This is a genomic window from Acinetobacter junii (genome assembly GCF_018336855.1).
In the GTDB taxonomy this organism is placed as follows: domain Bacteria; phylum Pseudomonadota; class Gammaproteobacteria; order Pseudomonadales; family Moraxellaceae; genus Acinetobacter; species Acinetobacter junii.
Map to the genome: position 1 here is coordinate 3,005,020 of NZ_CP059558.1, position 18,179 is coordinate 3,023,198.

Annotated in this window: 16 protein-coding genes and 3 tRNA genes; 11 read left to right on the forward strand and 8 right to left on the reverse strand. The window is 41.5% G+C overall.

Annotation, left to right across the window (positions count from 1 at the left end):
• The first annotated feature begins 9 nt into the window (after positions 1-9).
• The 11 genes from H2677_RS13900 to H2677_RS13950 all read left to right on the forward strand — a co-directional run bounded on the left by H2677_RS13900 (position 10) and on the right by H2677_RS13950 (position 11,978).
• Positions 10-1,326, forward strand: a complete 1,317-nt coding sequence (locus tag H2677_RS13900) for an FAD-dependent oxidoreductase (RefSeq protein WP_212638775.1) — start codon at positions 10-12, stop codon at positions 1,324-1,326.
• 22 nt (positions 1,327-1,348) lie between these two features.
• A complete protein-coding gene (locus tag H2677_RS13905) occupies positions 1,349-1,729 on the forward strand; it encodes a VOC family protein (protein ID WP_212638776.1) in 381 nt (126 codons plus the stop codon).
• A 92-nt stretch (positions 1,730-1,821) separates the two neighbouring features.
• A complete protein-coding gene (gene hisIE, locus H2677_RS13910; protein WP_212638777.1) occupies positions 1,822-2,589 on the forward strand; it encodes a bifunctional phosphoribosyl-AMP cyclohydrolase/phosphoribosyl-ATP diphosphatase HisIE in 768 nt (255 codons plus the stop codon).
• 9 nt (positions 2,590-2,598) lie between these two features.
• Complete coding sequence (locus H2677_RS13915; RefSeq protein ID WP_212638778.1) at positions 2,599-4,101, forward strand: UvrD-helicase domain-containing protein; 1,503 nt, start codon at positions 2,599-2,601, stop codon at positions 4,099-4,101.
• A gap of 24 nt (positions 4,102-4,125) precedes the next feature.
• A complete protein-coding gene (locus H2677_RS13920) occupies positions 4,126-5,508 on the forward strand; it encodes an AAA family ATPase (RefSeq protein ID WP_099949286.1) in 1,383 nt (460 codons plus the stop codon).
• Positions 5,509-5,760: 252 nt separating this feature from the next.
• Positions 5,761-8,604 carry a monovalent cation/H+ antiporter subunit A gene (locus H2677_RS13925; protein WP_212638779.1) on the forward strand — a complete coding sequence of 948 codons (2,844 nt, stop codon included), beginning with the start codon at positions 5,761-5,763 and terminating at the stop codon, positions 8,602-8,604.
• A 1-nt stretch (position 8,605) separates the two neighbouring features.
• The gene (locus tag H2677_RS13930) at positions 8,606-8,974 is read left to right on the forward strand and encodes a Na+/H+ antiporter subunit C (RefSeq protein WP_004876507.1); all 369 of its coding nucleotides are present in this window, start codon (positions 8,606-8,608) and stop codon (positions 8,972-8,974) included.
• Complete coding sequence (locus tag H2677_RS13935; RefSeq protein WP_004958626.1) at positions 8,974-10,785, forward strand: monovalent cation/H+ antiporter subunit D; 1,812 nt, start codon at positions 8,974-8,976, stop codon at positions 10,783-10,785. Before H2677_RS13930 ends, H2677_RS13935 begins: the two co-directional genes overlap by 1 nt.
• 1 nt (position 10,786) lies before the next feature.
• Positions 10,787-11,314 (forward strand): Na+/H+ antiporter subunit E, encoded by a 528-nt coding sequence (locus H2677_RS13940; protein WP_212638780.1) that lies wholly within the window; start codon positions 10,787-10,789, stop codon positions 11,312-11,314.
• Positions 11,311-11,586 carry a monovalent cation/H+ antiporter subunit F gene (locus H2677_RS13945; RefSeq protein WP_004916826.1) on the forward strand — a complete coding sequence of 92 codons (276 nt, stop codon included), beginning with the start codon at positions 11,311-11,313 and terminating at the stop codon, positions 11,584-11,586. The genes H2677_RS13940 and H2677_RS13945 overlap by 4 nt, the downstream gene beginning before the upstream one ends.
• Before the next feature lie 11 nt (positions 11,587-11,597).
• Positions 11,598-11,978 (forward strand): Na+/H+ antiporter subunit G, encoded by a 381-nt coding sequence (locus tag H2677_RS13950; RefSeq protein WP_004916830.1) that lies wholly within the window; start codon positions 11,598-11,600, stop codon positions 11,976-11,978.
• Between the two features lie 64 nt (positions 11,979-12,042).
• Here the strand turns inward: H2677_RS13950 and H2677_RS13955 are convergent, their stop codons facing one another.
• The 8 genes from H2677_RS13955 to secG all read right to left on the reverse strand — a co-directional run bounded on the left by H2677_RS13955 (position 12,043) and on the right by secG (position 18,167).
• Positions 12,043-12,444 (reverse strand): ribosome-binding factor A, encoded by a 402-nt coding sequence (locus H2677_RS13955; RefSeq protein ID WP_004916834.1) that lies wholly within the window; start codon positions 12,442-12,444, stop codon positions 12,043-12,045.
• On the reverse strand, positions 12,444-15,158 hold the full coding sequence (gene infB, locus H2677_RS13960; RefSeq protein ID WP_004957499.1) for a translation initiation factor IF-2: 2,715 nt from the start codon (positions 15,156-15,158) through the stop codon (positions 12,444-12,446). The genes H2677_RS13955 and infB overlap by 1 nt, the downstream gene beginning before the upstream one ends.
• 10 nt (positions 15,159-15,168) lie before the next feature.
• A complete protein-coding gene (nusA, locus tag H2677_RS13965) occupies positions 15,169-16,653 on the reverse strand; it encodes a transcription termination factor NusA (RefSeq protein ID WP_004916840.1) in 1,485 nt (494 codons plus the stop codon).
• 37 nt (positions 16,654-16,690) lie between these two features.
• Positions 16,691-17,215: a ribosome maturation factor RimP gene (gene rimP, locus H2677_RS13970; protein ID WP_004916844.1), complete on the reverse strand. Its 525-nt coding sequence runs from the start codon at positions 17,213-17,215 to the stop codon at positions 16,691-16,693.
• Positions 17,216-17,413: 198 nt separating this feature from the next.
• A tRNA-Met gene (locus H2677_RS13975) sits at positions 17,414-17,490 on the reverse strand.
• A gap of 85 nt (positions 17,491-17,575) precedes the next feature.
• Positions 17,576-17,652, reverse strand: a tRNA-Met gene (locus tag H2677_RS13980).
• A gap of 43 nt (positions 17,653-17,695) precedes the next feature.
• Positions 17,696-17,780 (reverse strand) — tRNA-Leu (locus tag H2677_RS13985).
• Between the two features lie 57 nt (positions 17,781-17,837).
• Positions 17,838-18,167, reverse strand: a complete 330-nt coding sequence (gene secG, locus H2677_RS13990) for a preprotein translocase subunit SecG (protein WP_004916847.1) — start codon at positions 18,165-18,167, stop codon at positions 17,838-17,840.
• Between the last annotated feature and the right edge of the window lie 12 nt (positions 18,168-18,179).

An 18,179-nucleotide genomic window follows, 5' to 3' on the forward strand; every position in this document is an offset into this window, starting at 1 on the left:
TTTTAACCAATGAAAACACCTCATTTTGCAATTATTGGTGCAGGCACTGCAGGACTCGCCACCGCGATTCTACTTGCACGCGAAGGTCATCAAGTCACGATCTTTGAACACGCTGATGAACTCTCTCCTGTTGGTGCTGGTTTACTTTTACAACCTGCTGGCTTAGCTGTTTTCGAACATCTTGGTGTACTTGATCAAGCATTGAAATTAGGTGCAAAAGTCACGGGTTTAGAAGGTCAACTTGCAGATAAACGTCTATTGGTGAATAGTCATTATCACCAAGCTGAGGCTCATCATTTTGGTCTTGGTATTCATCGTGCCACCTTATGTCACGTCTTAACTGAAAAATTGGCTGAATATTCGAGTCATGTCACTCGGAGAATGGGACATCGTATCGACGGACTTGAGGAACTACAAAGTGAAGTTCGAATCTTTGGCTCATGCAAACACCAATTCTTCGATGATTGTTTTGATGCGGTACTGATTGCCAACGGTGCAAGAAGCCAACTTCGCCCTAAAGCATGGGTTAAAATCGATCAACCCTATCCTTGGGGAGCTGCATGGACAATCGTGCCTGAATGCTTAAGCTTGAATCCTGAGATTCTGCATCAATTTTATGATCGCTCTAACATTATGATGGGAATATTACCGACAGGAGTTATTCCTGCAGTACCACAACAACGGCTTTCAAGTGTGTTTTGGAGTTTACCAACATCGCAACTGCAATCTTTCTTAAAAGATGAATCTGCAAAGCAGCTATGGCTAAAACAAGTTTCAGATCGCTGGCCAGATGTGGCTGAGTGGTTCAGTCAACTTTTATTAGACCAGCAAAATCAACCGCAATGGCTATCAGCTCAATATCGTGATGTGGTGATGTCAAAATTTGGGCAAGGTCGAATCGGGGTCATCGGTGATGCAGCGCACGCCATGAGCCCTCAGTTGGGACAAGGCGCCAATATGGCACTGTTAGATGCATGGGCTTTTTCGCAATCATTGCGCCTCGCTCGGAAGAATCAGCACATTGATTGGTCGATATTATGGCAACACTATCATCAACATCGCCGCTCCTCGACTCAGTTCTATCAATTTCTCAGCCGTTTACTGACTCCTCTGTATCAATCCAACCACTGGTGGGCAGGTAGTTTACGTGACTTAATTTTCCCGTGGATGTATCAAATCCCCTATTTTCGTAAAGAAATGGCAATCACAATTTCAGGCTTAAAAAAAGGACCTCTTCAACAAATGAGTTATCAGCAAATTGCTGAGTATCAACACCATGAAAATCGTTTGATTACAAACAATCAATCATTACCTGAATGTGAATAAAAAAAAGAGAGTTAAATTAAATATGAAAATTAGCCATTTAGACCATTTTGTTTTGACCGTTGCTAATATTGAAATCACCTGTCAGTTTTATCAATCAGCCCTGAATTTTGAAGTCATTACTTTTGCCGAAAACCGAAAAGCACTGCAATTCGGCAATCAAAAAATCAATCTACATCAAGCTGGTAAAGAATTTGAACCTAAAGCATATCGTCCAACCGAAGGATCGGCCGATTTATGTTTTATTGCGGAAACACCGCTCCATGAAGTGATTGCGCACCTTCAGGCACAGCACATTAAAATCATTGAAGGTCCAATCGAAAGAACAGGTGCGATAGGAAAAATCCTTTCGATATATTTTCGTGACCCAGATCAAAACTTGATTGAAATCTCGAACTATCTTTAAAGCCTGATCCATGACTTTTTACCCAACAAGCATAGCCAACCTAAGCCACAAACGCTACACTAACGGCTTTCCACTCAATGGATTTTTCACTCATGTCAAACTGGTTAGATGAAGTTAAATTTGATTCCAATGGTCTTGTTCCTGCCATTGCACAACATCATCAAACTGGTCGAGTGTTAATGGTTGCATGGATGAACCGTGAAGCATTACAACTGACTGCTGAAAAGAATCAAGCGGTGTATTACTCCCGTTCACGTCAAAAATTGTGGCACAAAGGCGAAGAATCTGGACACTTCCAAACAGTGTATGAAATCCGTCTAGATTGCGATGCTGACGTTATTATTCTACAAATTGAACAACATGGTGGTATTGCTTGTCATACAGGTCGTGAATCTTGTTTCTATCGCAAACTGACCCCTCAAGGTTGGGAGATTGTAGATGCCCAGCTGAAAGATCCAACGGCGATTTATGGCGCATCAGCAAAAGCAGAAACTCACGAGCATAACCACAGTGAACAAGTCGATGTACTTGGGTATTTAGGTCGCTTGATGCAAGAGCGTAAAAATGCTGCCGCAGATAGTTCTTATATTGCGAGTCTATACAAAAAAGGCATCAATAAAATTCTAGAGAAAGTCGGTGAAGAAAGTATTGAAAGCATTATTGCAGCCAAAGATTATGCCGCACTCGCCTCTCTCGAAAACAAACATGACCTCATTTATGAAGTTGCCGATTTATGGTTCCACAGTATTGTCATGTTGGGCTATTTCGATCTTGATCCGCAAGAAGTTTTAGATGAACTTGCTCGTCGTCAAGGTCTTTCTGGTTTGGTTGAAAAAGCAAATCGTAGCAAAGAAGCGTAATTAGAGCCTGTGTCAAATCACGAGAAACCCAAAGCTACCTACGAGCAAGCGATTGCCATAGATAATGCTCGTTTAGGACAATCATTTAAAGTGATTGCGTATGCTGGCACAGGTAAAACCACGACGTTGCAAATGATCAGTGATGCCATGCCTGAACGTCGTGGTATGTATTTGGCATTTAACAAAGCCATCGCATCTGAAGCGCAAAATAAATTTCATGGCAATGTGAATTGCAGAACCTTTCACTCCCTTGCCTTTCGCAGTGTACCTCGTGGCGTCACTGATAAACTACGCTTACCACGTTTAAGCCCAAGTTTTATCGCTAAAGAATATCGTCTTGAGCCGATTACATTACGTCGCCTTATGGGGGGACGTTATGAAAAATATGTACTCATGCCTAGTCGACTTGCAAGTTTAGTGGCAAATGCGGTCAGTTATTTTTGCTCGACAAGTTCGCAATATCCTGCGCTTCGTCATATTCAAGCACCTAGCTGGTTGCACCAAGATGATATTCAGTCGTTACAACAACACCTTTACCCTGCAGTAGAAAGACGTTGGTTAGAATCGATTGATCCAAATCATCAAGCTGGTATTGGACATGACATTTATTTGAAATTATGGGCTTTATCTGAACCCAATATTCCAACAGATTATGTCTTGTTTGATGAAGCACAAGATGCAGATCCTCTGATGCTTGGCATATTACTTCGTCAAAAAAGTACCCAAGTGATTTATGTGGGTGATGCACATCAGCAGATTTATGCATGGCGTGGCGCAGTCAATGCAATGCAACAAATGCCCTTACATGAAAGTCGCTTGACGACTTCATTCCGTTTTGGTGATGCGATTGCTGATGTAGCAAACTCCATACTAGGTGCGTTGAATGAAACTGTCCCTTTACTCGGCAATCCAAATGTTAAGTCCAATGTCGTCAACAAACCGCATACCAAAATGCGCGATGCGATTTTATGTCGGACCAATGCAAGAGCGATGGAGTTATTACTTTCAGGTTTAGTTCATGGTGATAAAGTCAGCTTACAAGCTGATCACCAAAAACTGAGCCGTTTTGTTGATGCTGCCAGTTTACTCAAACAAGGTAAACGCATCACTGATGTACCAGAGCTTGCTTGGTTTAATTCATGGCATGATGTACATGAATACTGTGAAACGAATGATGGCAGTGATATCAAACCCTTAGTGAAACTAGTTGATGATCATGGGACTGAGCCACTCAAACGCGCTTTAGCTAAAATCACCCCGATTGAACAAGCTGATTATGTCATTTCAACTGCACATAAAGCCAAAGGCTTAGAGTGGAATCGCGTACACATCGAAGATGACTATCAATTTAAAATAAATGGCTTGGAACATAAAATTACAGATGAAGAGCTGAGATTACTTTACGTTGCGTGTACACGTGCTAAAGTAAGTCTAAATATTCATCATCTATATGACTTAATACAACAATTAAAACGATGCGCTCCCTCAACTCTTCGCCAGTCCGCAGGATAAAGCGCTCAGGATTGAGGTGAGCTTATGCAACTCGAGTCGGTTCAATTTAAACATGTCGGAATGTTCCGAGATTTAACTGTTGAATTTCACCCTGCACAACGCCCAATTACCTTAATCCTTGGTGATCAGGCGACAGGCAAAACCACAGTTTTAAAAAATATTTACCAAGCTCTGACTTGGTTTTCAGCACGTTTCAAAGATATTCGAACCGCAGGCGTAGTGATCTCTGATCAAGATATTATGCTGACTCGACTTCAAGCAAAAGTTCAAGTCAACGTTAGAATCAGTTCTGAGTTAAATGGTGCTCTTGCTGAAAGTAGTTCTGCTCTAGAAACAGATACGCATAGTTGCTCATGGAAATTATTTAAAACATTTAATAGTCAAGGCGTTGGTATCAGTCAGGTTGAAACTCAACAACTAGATCAAGTGGTGAATCTTTATCAGAAAACCAGCCTGCAAGATCCTTTGTTCGGCTTACCCCTGATTGCCTACTATCCTGCTGAACGCTTCGTCCAAGAAGTCAATCTACAAAGCAAAAATGTTCCAGGTATTTTGCAAGAAGTTGCGGCATATGATTTAACAGCACTTCCCTACACAACCTTTGCACGTTTTTTTGAATGGTTACGAGAAATCAGTGACGTGGAAAATGCGCACTCTGCTCATATTGTTCGACGCTTAATGGGGAATGATTTCAAACAACAAAATCAGTCTGAAATTTTACAGCAGCTTCAACAAGAACTTGCCAATCATCCCAAACAACTATCTGCACCAAACTTATATGCTCTGAAAAAAAGTCTACACACAGTTTTTCCAGAAGTTACTGATTTATTTATACAATATGTACCAAAACTGCAATTGATGGTGCGCTACAAAGAGCAACTCATTCCATTTCAACAATTATCAGCCTCCCTCAAAACATGGATCGCACTGATCGGTGATGTGACACGTCGCTTATGTTTACTTAACCAACATTGCTTCGATCCTTGCTTAGAAGGTGATGGGATTTTATTAATTGATCAGGTTGATCATCAACTCGATCAAAACTTCTCAGCAGAAATTCTACAGCGACTACATCTTGCATTCCCTAGACTACAAATCATCGTAACAGGTAACCGAGATGAGCTTTTAGAACATGCGCTTGATTATCAATGTTTACGTTTGGATGCCAACGAAATCTACGAAATCAATCTTGCACAATCTCAAAACCAACTCTCGCAACTTTATAATCAACTGGTATGGAGTGAAGGAACTAACGTTGCTCAAACGCATAATTTGTTAGAAACAGAAACCCTTGTAAGTAAAGTGGATGAGTTATTTCATCAAATACAGGAACTTAATCCACAAGAAAAAACTGATTTATTCAATCTGTTAAAAATAGATGATACCCCTCAAGAGACTTCACTTTAATTGATTGTTTTGGTGAACGATTTTTGGCTTTTGAGTTGCTAGAATGTTGTTACTTCATGTAATACCATCGGGTTTTTGTTGATGTTTTATAGTAAGATAAAACTCATTTTTTATTTTCAAGTTGTGCAATACAACTTGCTGCCTCCGTTAACTTGATTGGGTTTCGAGATTTGAAACTTTGGCAATCTCTTTGAATGCCTGTGAATCTTGGAAGAAAATTCACCCTTAGGTCCTTTGATCTAAATCATCGACATGGATACCAGTGTGCTACCGATTATTATCTTATTACCGCTTATACTCGGCACCACCCTTGTCTCACAGCTGCAACGTTTTTCACGTGGTGTGACGGCACTAGGGGCGATAGGCATTAGCCTGAGTTGTTTTTTATTACTGCTAACTCAAGCAGAAACGGTTCTTCAGGGCACACCGCTCGTACAAAGCTGGGACTGGCTTCCGCAATTTGGGATCAATCTAAGCTTTCGTTTAGATGCTTTAGGTTTATTGTTTAGTTTACTGATTAGCGGTATCGGTACGCTTATTTATATTTATGCCTATTATTATTTAAGTCCTAAAAATTCGTTAGCTAAACTGTATCAACTTTTGATGTTGTTCATGGCAGCGATGCTCGGGATTTCACTCTCAAACAACTTGATGATCCTTTTAGTTTTTTGGGAGCTTACCAGTATTTCATCATTTCTTTTAGTGGGTTACTGGAGTCAGTACGATGCTGCTCAACGTGGCGCACGTATGGCTCTCACCATTACGGGGATGGGTGGATTAGCGATGCTAGGTGGATTTGTTCTTTTGGGGCAAATTACAGGGACCTATCAAATCGATCAACTGGTGTTGATGAAAGATGAAATTCAACAACATGCCTTATTCGTTCCGACACTATTATTAATTTTATTAGGTGCATTTACCAAAAGTGCCCAGTTTCCATTCCACTTTTGGTTACCGAATGCGATGGCTGCACCAACGCCTGTTTCTGCATATCTACATTCAGCGACTATGGTAAAAGCAGGTATTTTTCTACTTGCTCGTTTAGCACCTATTTTTATTGGTGCTGCGCTTTATCACAATATCGTAACTTTTGTTGGCCTGTTCACCTTGTGTATGGCAGCAGGTTTCGCGATTTTCAAAGAAGATCTCAAAGGTTTATTGGCTTATTCAACAATTAGTCATTTAGGTTTAATTGTTTGTTTACTTGGTATTGGTTCTCCTCTTGCTGTAGCAGCCGCAATCTTCCATATCATTAACCATGCCACCTTCAAAGCTGCATTGTTTATGCTAGCTGGCATTATTGATCATGAAAGTGGCACGCGAGATTTACGCAAGCTTAGTGGTCTTTGGCAGTTATTACCGTTCACTGGCACATTAACTATGATCACAGCTGCCTCAATGGCAGGTGTTCCACTGACCAATGGTTTTATTTCCAAAGAAATGTTCTTTACCGAATTGCTCGCTAATTTGTCAGGACCAGTGATGGTCATTTCAGCTATCGTTGCAACTTTGGCAGGCATATTTGCAGTCAGTTACTCGATTCGTCTAGTTCACGGGGTGTTCTTCGACGGCGAGCTTGGGAATCAAGTACCGAATAAAGATGCGCATGAACCACCTTTAGGGATGCGTTTACCTGCAATTTTTCTTGCGACTTTATGTATTTTAGTCGGTATTTTCCCTGCCCTTCTTGCAGGTACGATGGTCAACAGCGTGACACGTTCCAGTCTCATGCAACCAAATTTTGAAGGTACACATCTCGCGATTTGGCATGGCATCAATGCTCCATTGCTAATGAGTGTAATTGCATTAATTGGCGGGGCAATTTTCTATTTTAGCCTCGCCAAAGATGGTCGCATTCGTAAAATCGATTTAGATCCGTATTTAGGCAAGTTTCAAGGAAAGATTTTATTCGAGTTATTCCTTAAACATTTATTATTGAATAGCCGCAAAATTAAGCAAAAAACTGAAAATGGTTCATTACAAAGCTATTTGCTCTGGATCGTTTTGTTCAGCATCATCATGGTCGCCTTACCTTTGTTCAATCAAGGCTTAACAACTGGTACTAGAGAACTTACACATGCACCTTGGGTCGCAATCGTTCTTTGGCTTACTCTATTCTCAGCATGTTGGATGATGCTGTGGTTCCATCATGAACGTATCAAGGCAGTGTTAATCAGCGGAGCCGTTGGTTTAGTCGTGACTATGGTTTTCGTGACTTTATCTGCTCCAGATCTTGCATTAACTCAGATCACAGTTGATGTTGTCACCACTGTATTGCTTCTCATGAGCCTATCATTACTTCCGCAATTAACACCATACGAATCAAGTCGTCCTCGTCGTTGGCGTGATGCAAGCTTGGCAATTGCTGGAGGTTTTGGCATCGGTTGGATTACATGGTTAATCCTAACCAGAGACCATAATTCTATCTCTTGGTTCTTCTTGCAACAGTCAATTCCATTAGGCGGTGGCTCAAATGTTGTCAACGTGATCCTCGTTGATTTCCGTGGATTCGATACTTTTGGGGAAATTGCAGTACTTGGTATTGCTGCAATCGGTGCCCTATGTCTAATGGATGGTATGCGTGCTCATGGTACGACCATGACGCAAGGTCTTAGCTATCGTTTTAATCCGTCACCGTTAATGTTACGTATTACTGCTTCGTGGGTACTTCCTCTTGCATTAGTGGTTAGTGTTTATATTTTCTTGCGTGGTCATAACTATCCTGGTGGTGGCTTTATTGCAGGATTGATTACTTCGATGGCATTGATTATTCAATATATCGTTTTAGGTCAAGATCAGGCAGAGCAAATGATCAAAGCTAAATCTGGTCGCCTTTATGAGATATGGATTGGTTCTGGACTCACGATTGCAGGTTTAACTGGGATTGCCGCGTGGTACTGGGCACGTCCATTCTTGACCAGTGCTCATATTTATGTTGAGCCTCCGCTTCTAGGCAAAATGCATTTAGCTTCTGCGGCTGCATTTGATTTAGGCGTATACATCACTGTTGTGGGTGCCACGATGCTGTTAATTTCAGTTTTAGGTGACTCTCGCCACTCAAGTATGTCGGGTCCAATCCCAAGTGGAGATAAATAAAATGGTAAGTATTGAATTTTTACTCGCATCGGGAATTGGATTACTGACTGCAACAGGCATTTATTTGATTTTGCGTGCAAGGACATTTCCTGTCGTTCTTGGACTTGCCATGATTGGTTATGCGGTGAATTTATTTTTATTTGCAATGGGCCGCTTACAAGTCAACGCGCCTGCAATTTTAACTGAAGCAACCAAAGTAACCGATCCACTTCCTCAAGCATTAGTTTTGACAGCAATTGTAATTGGTTTTGCAACAACCGCATTTATTGTGCAATTGGCGTTACGCAGTCGTTATGAGTCTGGTACGGATCATGTTGACTCCAAAGAGGAACCAACCTTGACATATGACCCACGCGAGGATGAGCCATAATGTTCAATTTTTCAAATTTTTGGCTAAGTCACGCTCCAATTTTTAGTATTTTAATTCCTGCATTTACAAGTTTCCTTCTATTAATTTTAGGAAATCCTGGTTCTGGTTCTTTAAAACAAGATTGGCGTCAACCATGGCGACGGAGTATTAGTTTAGGTTCAGTCACTTTGGGGCTGATTACTGCAGTGAGCTATTTACTGTTAGCGAGCACAGGTCAGATAACGGTTTATCAACTCAGTGAGTGGTCTGCACCTTTTGGTATTGTTTTAGTCTTAGATCGACTTTCAGCTTTTATGCTGGTATTAACTTATGGTTTGGCACTCCCTGTACTTTGGTATGCCAGTGATAATTGGGATACTCGTGGTCGCTATTTCCATGCAATGTTCCACTTCCTACTCATGGGATTATCTGGTGCATTCTTAACAGGTGACTTGTTCAACCTATTCGTATTTTTTGAAATCTTGTTGATGGCATCGTACGTATTATTACTGCATGGTCAAGGTCGTCCTCGCTTTCAACTTGGCGTTCATTACGTCACGATTAATTTACTTGCCTCGGCGCTTTTCCTCATCGGTTTAGGCATGATCTATGGCAGCGTCGGTAGTTTAAACATGGCTGATGTCAGCCGTCTTGTCCCTACCCTAGACAATGATCAGCACAAACTCGCAATTGCTGGTGGTTTTTTGTTATTCGTTGTCTTTGGTATCAAAGCCGCAATGTTGCCCGTGGGTTTTTGGCTACCGAAAACATATGCTGTAGCGAGCACGCCTGTTGCAGCGATTTTCACAATCATGACCAAAGTAGGTATCTATGCCATATTACGTGTCAATGGAACGGTATTCGATGACGCGATGGCAAAAGACATCTTAAAGCATGTCTTACTGGTTATTGGATTAATTACATCTCTATATGGTGTAATTGGTGCACTTGGAGCAGATCGCTTACGTCGTTTTGTTGGGTTTATGGTGCTATCGTCAATTGGAACATTACTGATTGCGATCGCTATGCTAAACACCCAAGCTTGGGCAGCAGGTCTTTATTATTTAGTGCATAGTACATTAATCGCTGCAGCATTTTATCTATTCTGTGGCTGGATGACTTCACAACGTGGCGAGTTTAAAGATCATTTAAAAATCGCACCAAAAATAAAGCAAGAAAAAGCAGCTGCATTTACCTATTTCACCATCGCACTTATGATGGCTGGATTACCTCCGTTTAGCGGTTTTTTAGGTAAAGTCTTTATTCTTCAAGCAACAGCTGAAACAGCTTATCAAGGTTGGATTATTGCTGTGATTCTAGTTGTCAGCTTACTGAGTATCATCGCATTAACACGTGTAGGTTTTATTCTGTTCTGGCGAGCGACCTCACCTGAAGACAATCCTGATGAAGCAGCATTTGCTACTTATCAAGATTTACCTGAAAAAGCACCTAATCGTAATGACACCGTGATTTATGTCATTTTATTCGGCTTGATGAGTTATGTCGTTTTTGCTGCGCCAGTACAACATTATATGACTGCGACTGCTCAGCAAATTCAGAATCATGCACTTTATAATGAAGCAATATTAAAACTTGATGATCAAGGTCGCCCTATTAGCGTACAACCTTATGATCCTAGCTATTTGCCAGAAACGAAATATGGTGGTGAAGTAGAAGATCATAATGCACTGTTGATTCCAAATGTGATTTCTAAACCAACATTGCAAGGTGAGCACATTTCGGAATACAAACAACGTCAGATTGCAGAGCAAACTCTTGAAGCACCAACAATTCCAAATGCCAGTCAATTAAAACCGATGGAGGAACACTAACATGCAAAAAATCGCTTTGCTTGATCGGTGGTTTCCACACCCATTTGTTTCATTTATGGTATTTCTCAGTTGGTTAATGTTGTCAGGAAGCGTTGAACTATCGACATTATTTCTAGCAACCTTGTTAGCCATTATTATTCCACGATTACTACGCCCTTTCATCGCACGCACACCACATATACATTGGATACCTGCTATCAAATTATTCTTCGTTGTGTTTTGGGATATTGTAATTTCAAACTTTCGTGTTGCACGGATGGTGCTTGGACCGATAGATCACTTACAACCTAAATGGTATCGAGTACCGCTTGAAACGGAACATGAAGAAGTTAATACATTACTGGCGATGATCATCACCACAACACCAGGTACAGTTTCAGCAGGTATTGATCAAGAGCGAGGTGATATTCTAGTTCATGCACTCAGTTCAGATAATGCAGAACTTGATATTCAAGAAATCAAAAATAGATATGAAACACCTTTATTGGAGATTTTTAATGTCAAGCCAATGCAAGGAGTAGAACAATGACAATCTTGCCTTATGCTCTTGGTATTTGCTTAATTGCGATTACGATTTCTATGTTTCTTTGCCTAATTCGCTTAATCATAGGACCGTCAGTGATTGATCGATTATTGGCGTTGGATACGCTTTTCCTGAACGCGACTTGTCTGATTATCGTTTTAGGTGTGTATTGGGTCAGCACGAATGTCTTTGAAGGTGCGCTGCTGGTTGCCATGTTGGGCTTTGTGTCAACTGCGGCACTTGCTCGTTACTTTACAACGGGTCATGTGATCGATTAAGGAGATATATCATGCAATTTGTTTTTGAAATAATTATTTCCTTCTTTTTGATTTTTGGTGCATTTTTTATGCTGGTGGGTTCTATCGGCATGATTCGTTTACCTGATTTATTTATGCGCCTACATGCACCCACAAAATCAAGCACATTAGGTTTAGGTAGTTTCTTAATTGCTGCGATGATCTTTGGTGCAACTCAAGGAAAGTTTGGCTTTGCAGAGTTACTTATCACTCTATTTATCTTTATCACAGCGCCAGTTTCAGCCAATTTGATGGCACAAGCTGCGATACATTTACGATTACGTTCTATGAGTGGTGATGTGCCAGAAGCATTAAATCGTCCTCTACCGTGGCAACGTTATCGTCGTACAGCAAATAAAGAAGATCAGAACTAAATCTTGTGATTTAAACAATATATTCTCATCATAAAAAAGCCACCCGTAGGTGGCTTTTTTAAATTTATTCTTTATCTTCTTGCCCTTGTTCAGGCAGATCCTTGACAGCTTCAGCGATCAAACCAAACATGTAGTTACCGTATGCATTGGTTTTATCATAATGGAACCGCAATCTAGGGGTAATACGTGTCTTAATACGACGACTTAGCTCATGACGCAGAAAACCAGATGCTTTATTTAACACATCTAAAGTTTCTTTATTTGCTGCTTCACTTTGCTCATCACCAAGCTCACGCCCCATCACGGTTACATAAACTTCAGCGTATCCTAAGTCAGCACTGACTTTGACCGCAGAGATGGTCACTAGACCACCTAAGCGTGGATCTTTAAGCTCCTGACGGATCAACTCTGACAACTCACGTTGTACTGAATCCGCCATTCGCTTTAAGCGTTGGCTACCCGCCATTAAAGACTCCGTTTAACCAATTGAACATCATAAACTTCGATTTTATCAAGTTCTTTGATGTCGTTATAACCTTTAACCGCAAGACCACATTCCATACCAGCACGAACTTCTTCTACTACATCTTTATAACGACGTAATGACTCAAGCTCACCTTGGAATACAACCACATCATCACGTAAGACGCGGATTGGTTTGTTACGGTGGATTACACCTTCCATTACCATACAGCCTGCAGCAGCACCAAACTTGCTTGAACGGAACACTTCACGAACTTGAGCAACACCCAAGATTGTTTCACGATGTTCAGGAGCAAGTTTCCCGCTCATTGCTGCTTTCACGTCATCAATTAATTGATAGATAACGCTGTAGTAACGGATGTCGATACCATCTTGGTCAGATTTTTGACGCGCTGTGTTATCTGCACGAACGTTAAAGCCTAATAATACAGCTTCTGAAGATTCTGCAAGAGTAACGTCAGATTCTGTAATCGCACCAACACCTGAACCAATTACACGCACTTTCACTTCATCAGTAGATAACTCATCAAGTGCAACATGTAATGCTTCTAAAGTACCGCGTACATCAGTCTTAAGTACAACATTCACAGTTGGAACATCTTTCTTGCCCATAGACGCCATGATGTTTTCAAGACGCATAGAGCTTGCACGTTCAAGACGTTTTTGACGTTCACGATCTGCACGAGCATCAGCAACTTCACGTGCTTTCTTCTCGTCATTGACGACTAGAACTTCATCACCCGCCATCGGTGCTTCAGGTAAACCTAAAATTTCAACTGGAATTGATGGTCCAGCCGAAGTAATACGTTGACCATTTTCATCTGACATCGCACGGACACGACCATAAGATGAACCAGCCAATACAAGATCACCAATATTCAAAGTACCGTTTTGCACTAGGATAGAAGTAACCGCACCACGACCTTTATCAACACGCGCTTCAATTACTACACCTTGTGCCGCGCCTTCTGCTGAAGCTTTAAGCTCCATCAATTCTGCTTGGATCAAGATAAGGTCAAGTAAGCTATCGATACCAGCACCTGAATGCGCAGATACTTTTGCAACAGGAACATCACCGCCCCATTCTTCAGGCACGATACCTTTTGTAGTCAACTCATTAAGTACACGGTCAACGTCAGCTGATTCTTTATCCATCTTGTTGATTGCAACAATGATCGGCGTACCCGCTGCACGAGCATGATCAATCGCTTCCGCTGTTTGTGGCATTACACCATCATCAGCAGCAACAACTAGAACTACGATATCTGTTGCTTTCGCACCACGAGCACGCATAGACGTAAACGCTGCGTGTCCAGGTGTATCTAGGAAAGTAATAATACCTTTCTCAGTTTCAACATGGTAAGCACCAATGTGCTGAGTGATACCACCCGCCTCGCCAGCTGCCACTTTAGAGCGACGAATACGATCTAATAGTGACGTTTTACCATGGTCAACGTGACCCATAATTGTTACAACAGGCGGACGAGTTGTTTGCTCACCACGTGCTTCTTCAGCAGCTTCAAGTAAGTTGTCTTCCGCTTGAGTATCAGAAACTAGAACTGGATTATGACCCAACTCTTCGACGACAAGTACAGCTGTATCTTGATCGATTGCTTGGTTCTGAGTAACTAACTCACCCATTTTCATGAGTGTTTTGATTACTTCACGGACTTTAACTGCCATTTTTTGAGCAAGATCAGCAACAATAATTTTCTCACCGATCTCAACATCATAAATCTGCTTCTTAACAGGTTTTTCAAAACCATGTTTATTCGCTTGGCTCGTTTTTAAACCACGCTTGTGATGGCTCTTACTGAAACTTTGCTCTGCTTGAGCATCGCCACCACGACCGCTTTTCTTACCAGCACGTGGATTTGCAGTTGCACCACCACGTTTGATTTCACGGTCTTCTTTGTTGAATGAATCTTCATATGCTTGACCAACAAGACCAGCAGCTAAAGGAGAGTCATCAATCACGCGAATCGTAGTCGTAGCATCATCATTTGAATATTTTGATGCCATTTTACGCATTTGCTCGAGTGTACGCTGTTGTGCTTCTTCAGCAGCTTTACGACGTACAGCTTCTTCAGTAGCTTTTAACTGAGCCGCTTGAGCTTCACGAGCTTTTTTCTGTTCTGGCGTTTCTGTTGGCTTAACAACAGGTGCTTTAATAATCTTGTCGCTGTTACGTTTTTTAACGACAACAGCTGTTTTAGCTGGTGCTTGTGTTGAACTGTCAGAAGTATGCTCTGCACGCATTGCTTCTAAAGTTGCATTAGCTTTTTGCTCAGCACTATCACGGGCTTTCTGTTCAGCTTCAACACGTGTTTTTTGTTCAACACGTACTTTCTGATCAGCTTCAGCTCGCGCTTTTGCTTCTGCTGCAAGTAACTCAGGACTCGGTTTCGCAAATACTTGTTTTTTGCGCACTTCAACATTAATGTTTTTAGCTTTACCCGATGTACTTGTTACTTTAGCAGTACTCGTTGTTTTACGTTTCAACGCAATTTTTCCTGTGTTACCACTTTCCTGACCGTGTACTTTTTTCAAATAATTGACCAAAGTATCTTGCTGTTCAGTGGTAATAATGTCATCTGCTTTACGCTGTGGTAGACCTGCATCGCGAACCTGCTCTAGGAGTTTCTCTACAGGACGTTCTACGCTGAGCGCTAACTCTTGAATCGACTTGTCCGTCATCTATTATCTCCTAATTAAACCATGATTCACGTGCTTTCATAATTAACTGACCTGCTTTGTCATGACCTAAACCTTCGATATCTGAGATATCGTCAGTCGCTTGGTCAGCCAAATCATCAATCGTAATCACACCACGCGCCGCCAATGCATATGCAATCTCAGTCGTCATACCTTCCATACCGAGAAGTTCTGCACTTGGCTCTTGAATATTTTCTTGCTGTTTTAACGCATCCGTTAATGCAGCTTCTTTCGCACGACTTTGTAACAATTCAACTAAATCAGCCTCAAGCTCGATTTCATCAAATGTTTCAGCTGGAACATAAGCAATTTCTTCTAATGAAGTAAAGCCCATCTCAACCAATGCCATTGCTAAATCCTCATCAATATCAAGACGAGAAACAAACATATCGAGATATTGTTGAGCTTCATTTTGCTGACGAGCACGATACTCTTCTTCTAACATCATGTCGAGTTTATAACCCGTCAATTCAGATGCCAAACGAACATTTTGTCCTTGTGAACCAATCGCACGCGCCAATTGGTCATTGGTCGCAAAAATGATGTCTGCACTGCGTGCATCTTCATCTAATACGATACCAGATACATCTGCTGGCTCTAAAGCACTTGCGATATATTGCGCTGGATCATCAGACCACACCACAACATCGATACGCTCACCATTTAACTCTTGTTGCACTGCTTGGATACGTGTACCACGCATACCAATACAAGCACCAACAGGATCAATACGGTGGTCGTTAGTTTTCACTGCAATTTTAGCACGAACGCCTGGTTGACGTGCTGCTGCTTTAATCTCAATGATTTCTTCAGAAATTTCAGGAATTTCTTTTTTCATCAATGCAATCAGCATCTCTGGACGTGAACGAGACAACAAAAGTTGTGCGCCACGACCTTCACGATTCACGCTATATAAAATTGCATTGATACGTTGTTTAGGACGCAAAATTTCTTTATGGATCGTTTCTTCACGCGCCAAGTAAGCTTCTGCATTGTCGCCTAGATCAATGATAAAGCCATCTTTGGTTTGCTTTTTCACTTCACCGTAAATCAACTCACCGACTTTCGATTCATAAGCATCAGCAACCAATGCACGCTCAGCTTCACGAATCTTTTGTACAATTACTTGTTTTGCGATCTGTGCAGCAATACGACCAAACTCGATTGACTCAACTTCAAGTTCGCGCACATCACCAATCGACCATTTCGATGGATCTACATCTGAAATTGCATCTTGGCAAGCTGGCATTTCATGATCTTCGTCCGCAACAACTGTCCACTGACGGAAAGTACGGTAATCACCTGTTTTACGATCAATCTCAACGCGAAGTTGAGCTTCTTCTGAATGTGTACCTTCGTAAAACTTTTTCTTCGTTGCTGCAACAAGGGCTTGCTCTAACGCTTGGAAGATCGCTTCACGACTAACACCTTTTTCATTACTAACCGTTTCTGCAACGGTAAGAATTTCGCGGCCCATAAGTCACCTACCGATTTCTTATAAAATTAAGTTAATATTAGTCTTGATAGATTAAATTTGCTTTATCAATGTTATTGCTATCAATTTCAAGCACGTGTTTACCTTCCACTTCAACTTGGATCAGTTCATTTTCCAAATCTACAGAAAGCAATTTCGCCTGAAACTTACGACGGTTTTCGACGGCAGCAATCAAGCGTAAAGCCACTTGTTGTCCAATATATGCTGGTAATTGATTTAATTGGAAGAATGGTCGATCCCAACCAGGTGATGATACTTCAAGAGCATATTCACCAGAAATAGGATCATGAACATCAAGCATTGCACCCACTTGTTGTGTAACGAGCACACAATCTTGAACGCCAATACCACGCCCTTGTTCTAATTCACCATCTTCATTCAGAATAGGTTCTGCGTTCTCATCGACAGGTTTATCGATATAAATACGTAATAAAGAACGCTTTCCTTGTGGAAGGAATTCAATCCCCCACAGATCTACACCACACGCAGCTACAGCTGGCGCGATAAGATCATGCAATGCTTGAGATTTATTTGATAATTTCATTTACTCTCGTCGCTCTCATGCGAGCCAATCAATCTTAACCGTATAGTGAAGCACGACTATTTGACCAATTGATGTCGAACACTACACGATAGCTAAACAACCAATAAAAAAGGGCGTAAATCGCCCCTATGTTACACAGAAAAGCATTGCCCACTGTGCAAAAAGGCCCACCTTATTGTGAGCCTCTTTTAAGAAACTTGGTAGCGGGAGCTGGATTTGAACCAACGACCTTCGGGTTATGAGCCCGACGAGCTACCAGACTGCTCCATCCCGCATCAACGTGCAAAGATTATATACAAATACGAAAAAAAGTCAATTCAAGTTTTCATACTTGCTTGATTAAGTTGCACCTTAATCAAATGGTAGCGGGAGCTGGATTTGAACCAACGACCTTCGGGTTATGAGCCCGACGAGCTACCAGACTGCTCCATCCCGCATCAACAAAACACTGCATACACCAAACTTACTGGTTATTAAGTTTGGTGCGGAAGGGGGGACTTGAACCCCCACGCCCGAAAGCACTACCACCTCAAGGTAGCGTGTCTACCAATTCCACCACCACCGCAGCTTTGTGGGACGCATTCTATTCGTTTAAAGCGAAAAAGAAAAGTCCTAAATCAACTTATTCAGTTGTTTTTGGCGCGTTTGATGAAGTTTCAGACGATGAGGCAGGAGCTGTTGTCGTCGTTTGAACTGATTTAAGCGTATATGCATCTGTCGTTTGTTTTTTAGCAAACACAGCCAAGGTCAAACTAGTTACAAAAAATAATGCAGTAAAAATAGCAGTTAAACGGGTCAAGAAGTTACCTGCACCCGAAGCACCAAATACTGTGGCAGCACCGCCACCACCAAAAGATGCGCCAGCTTCAGCACCCTTACCTTGTTGTACAAGAACCAGAGCAATAATCAAAATTGCCAAAATGATATGTACAACGAGTATAAAACTATACATTTCTATTCCTCG

Excerpts from the sequence above, each read along its gene's own strand:
- H2677_RS13945 (WP_004916826.1), top strand. The coding sequence starts at position 11,311 with ATGACAATCTTGCCTTATGCTCTTGGTATTTGCTTAATTGCGATTACG.
- H2677_RS13925 (WP_212638779.1), top strand. The coding sequence starts at position 5,761 with ATGGATACCAGTGTGCTACCGATTATTATCTTATTACCGCTTATACTC.
- nusA (WP_004916840.1), bottom strand. The coding sequence starts at position 16,653 with ATGGGCCGCGAAATTCTTACCGTTGCAGAAACGGTTAGTAATGAAAAA.
- rimP (WP_004916844.1), bottom strand. The coding sequence starts at position 17,215 with ATGAAATTATCAAATAAATCTCAAGCATTGCATGATCTTATCGCGCCA.
- H2677_RS13930 (WP_004876507.1), top strand. The coding sequence starts at position 8,606 with ATGGTAAGTATTGAATTTTTACTCGCATCGGGAATTGGATTACTGACT.
- H2677_RS13940 (WP_212638780.1), top strand. The coding sequence starts at position 10,787 with ATGCAAAAAATCGCTTTGCTTGATCGGTGGTTTCCACACCCATTTGTT.
- H2677_RS13920 (WP_099949286.1), top strand. The coding sequence starts at position 4,126 with ATGCAACTCGAGTCGGTTCAATTTAAACATGTCGGAATGTTCCGAGAT.
- infB (WP_004957499.1), bottom strand. The coding sequence starts at position 15,158 with ATGACGGACAAGTCGATTCAAGAGTTAGCGCTCAGCGTAGAACGTCCT.
- H2677_RS13950 (WP_004916830.1), top strand. The coding sequence starts at position 11,598 with ATGCAATTTGTTTTTGAAATAATTATTTCCTTCTTTTTGATTTTTGGT.
- H2677_RS13935 (WP_004958626.1), top strand. The coding sequence starts at position 8,974 with ATGTTCAATTTTTCAAATTTTTGGCTAAGTCACGCTCCAATTTTTAGT.
- H2677_RS13905 (WP_212638776.1), top strand. The coding sequence starts at position 1,349 with ATGAAAATTAGCCATTTAGACCATTTTGTTTTGACCGTTGCTAATATT.
- H2677_RS13900 (WP_212638775.1), top strand. The coding sequence starts at position 10 with ATGAAAACACCTCATTTTGCAATTATTGGTGCAGGCACTGCAGGACTC.
- secG (WP_004916847.1), bottom strand. The coding sequence starts at position 18,167 with ATGTATAGTTTTATACTCGTTGTACATATCATTTTGGCAATTTTGATT.
- H2677_RS13955 (WP_004916834.1), bottom strand. The coding sequence starts at position 12,444 with ATGGCGGGTAGCCAACGCTTAAAGCGAATGGCGGATTCAGTACAACGT.
- hisIE (WP_212638777.1), top strand. The coding sequence starts at position 1,822 with ATGTCAAACTGGTTAGATGAAGTTAAATTTGATTCCAATGGTCTTGTT.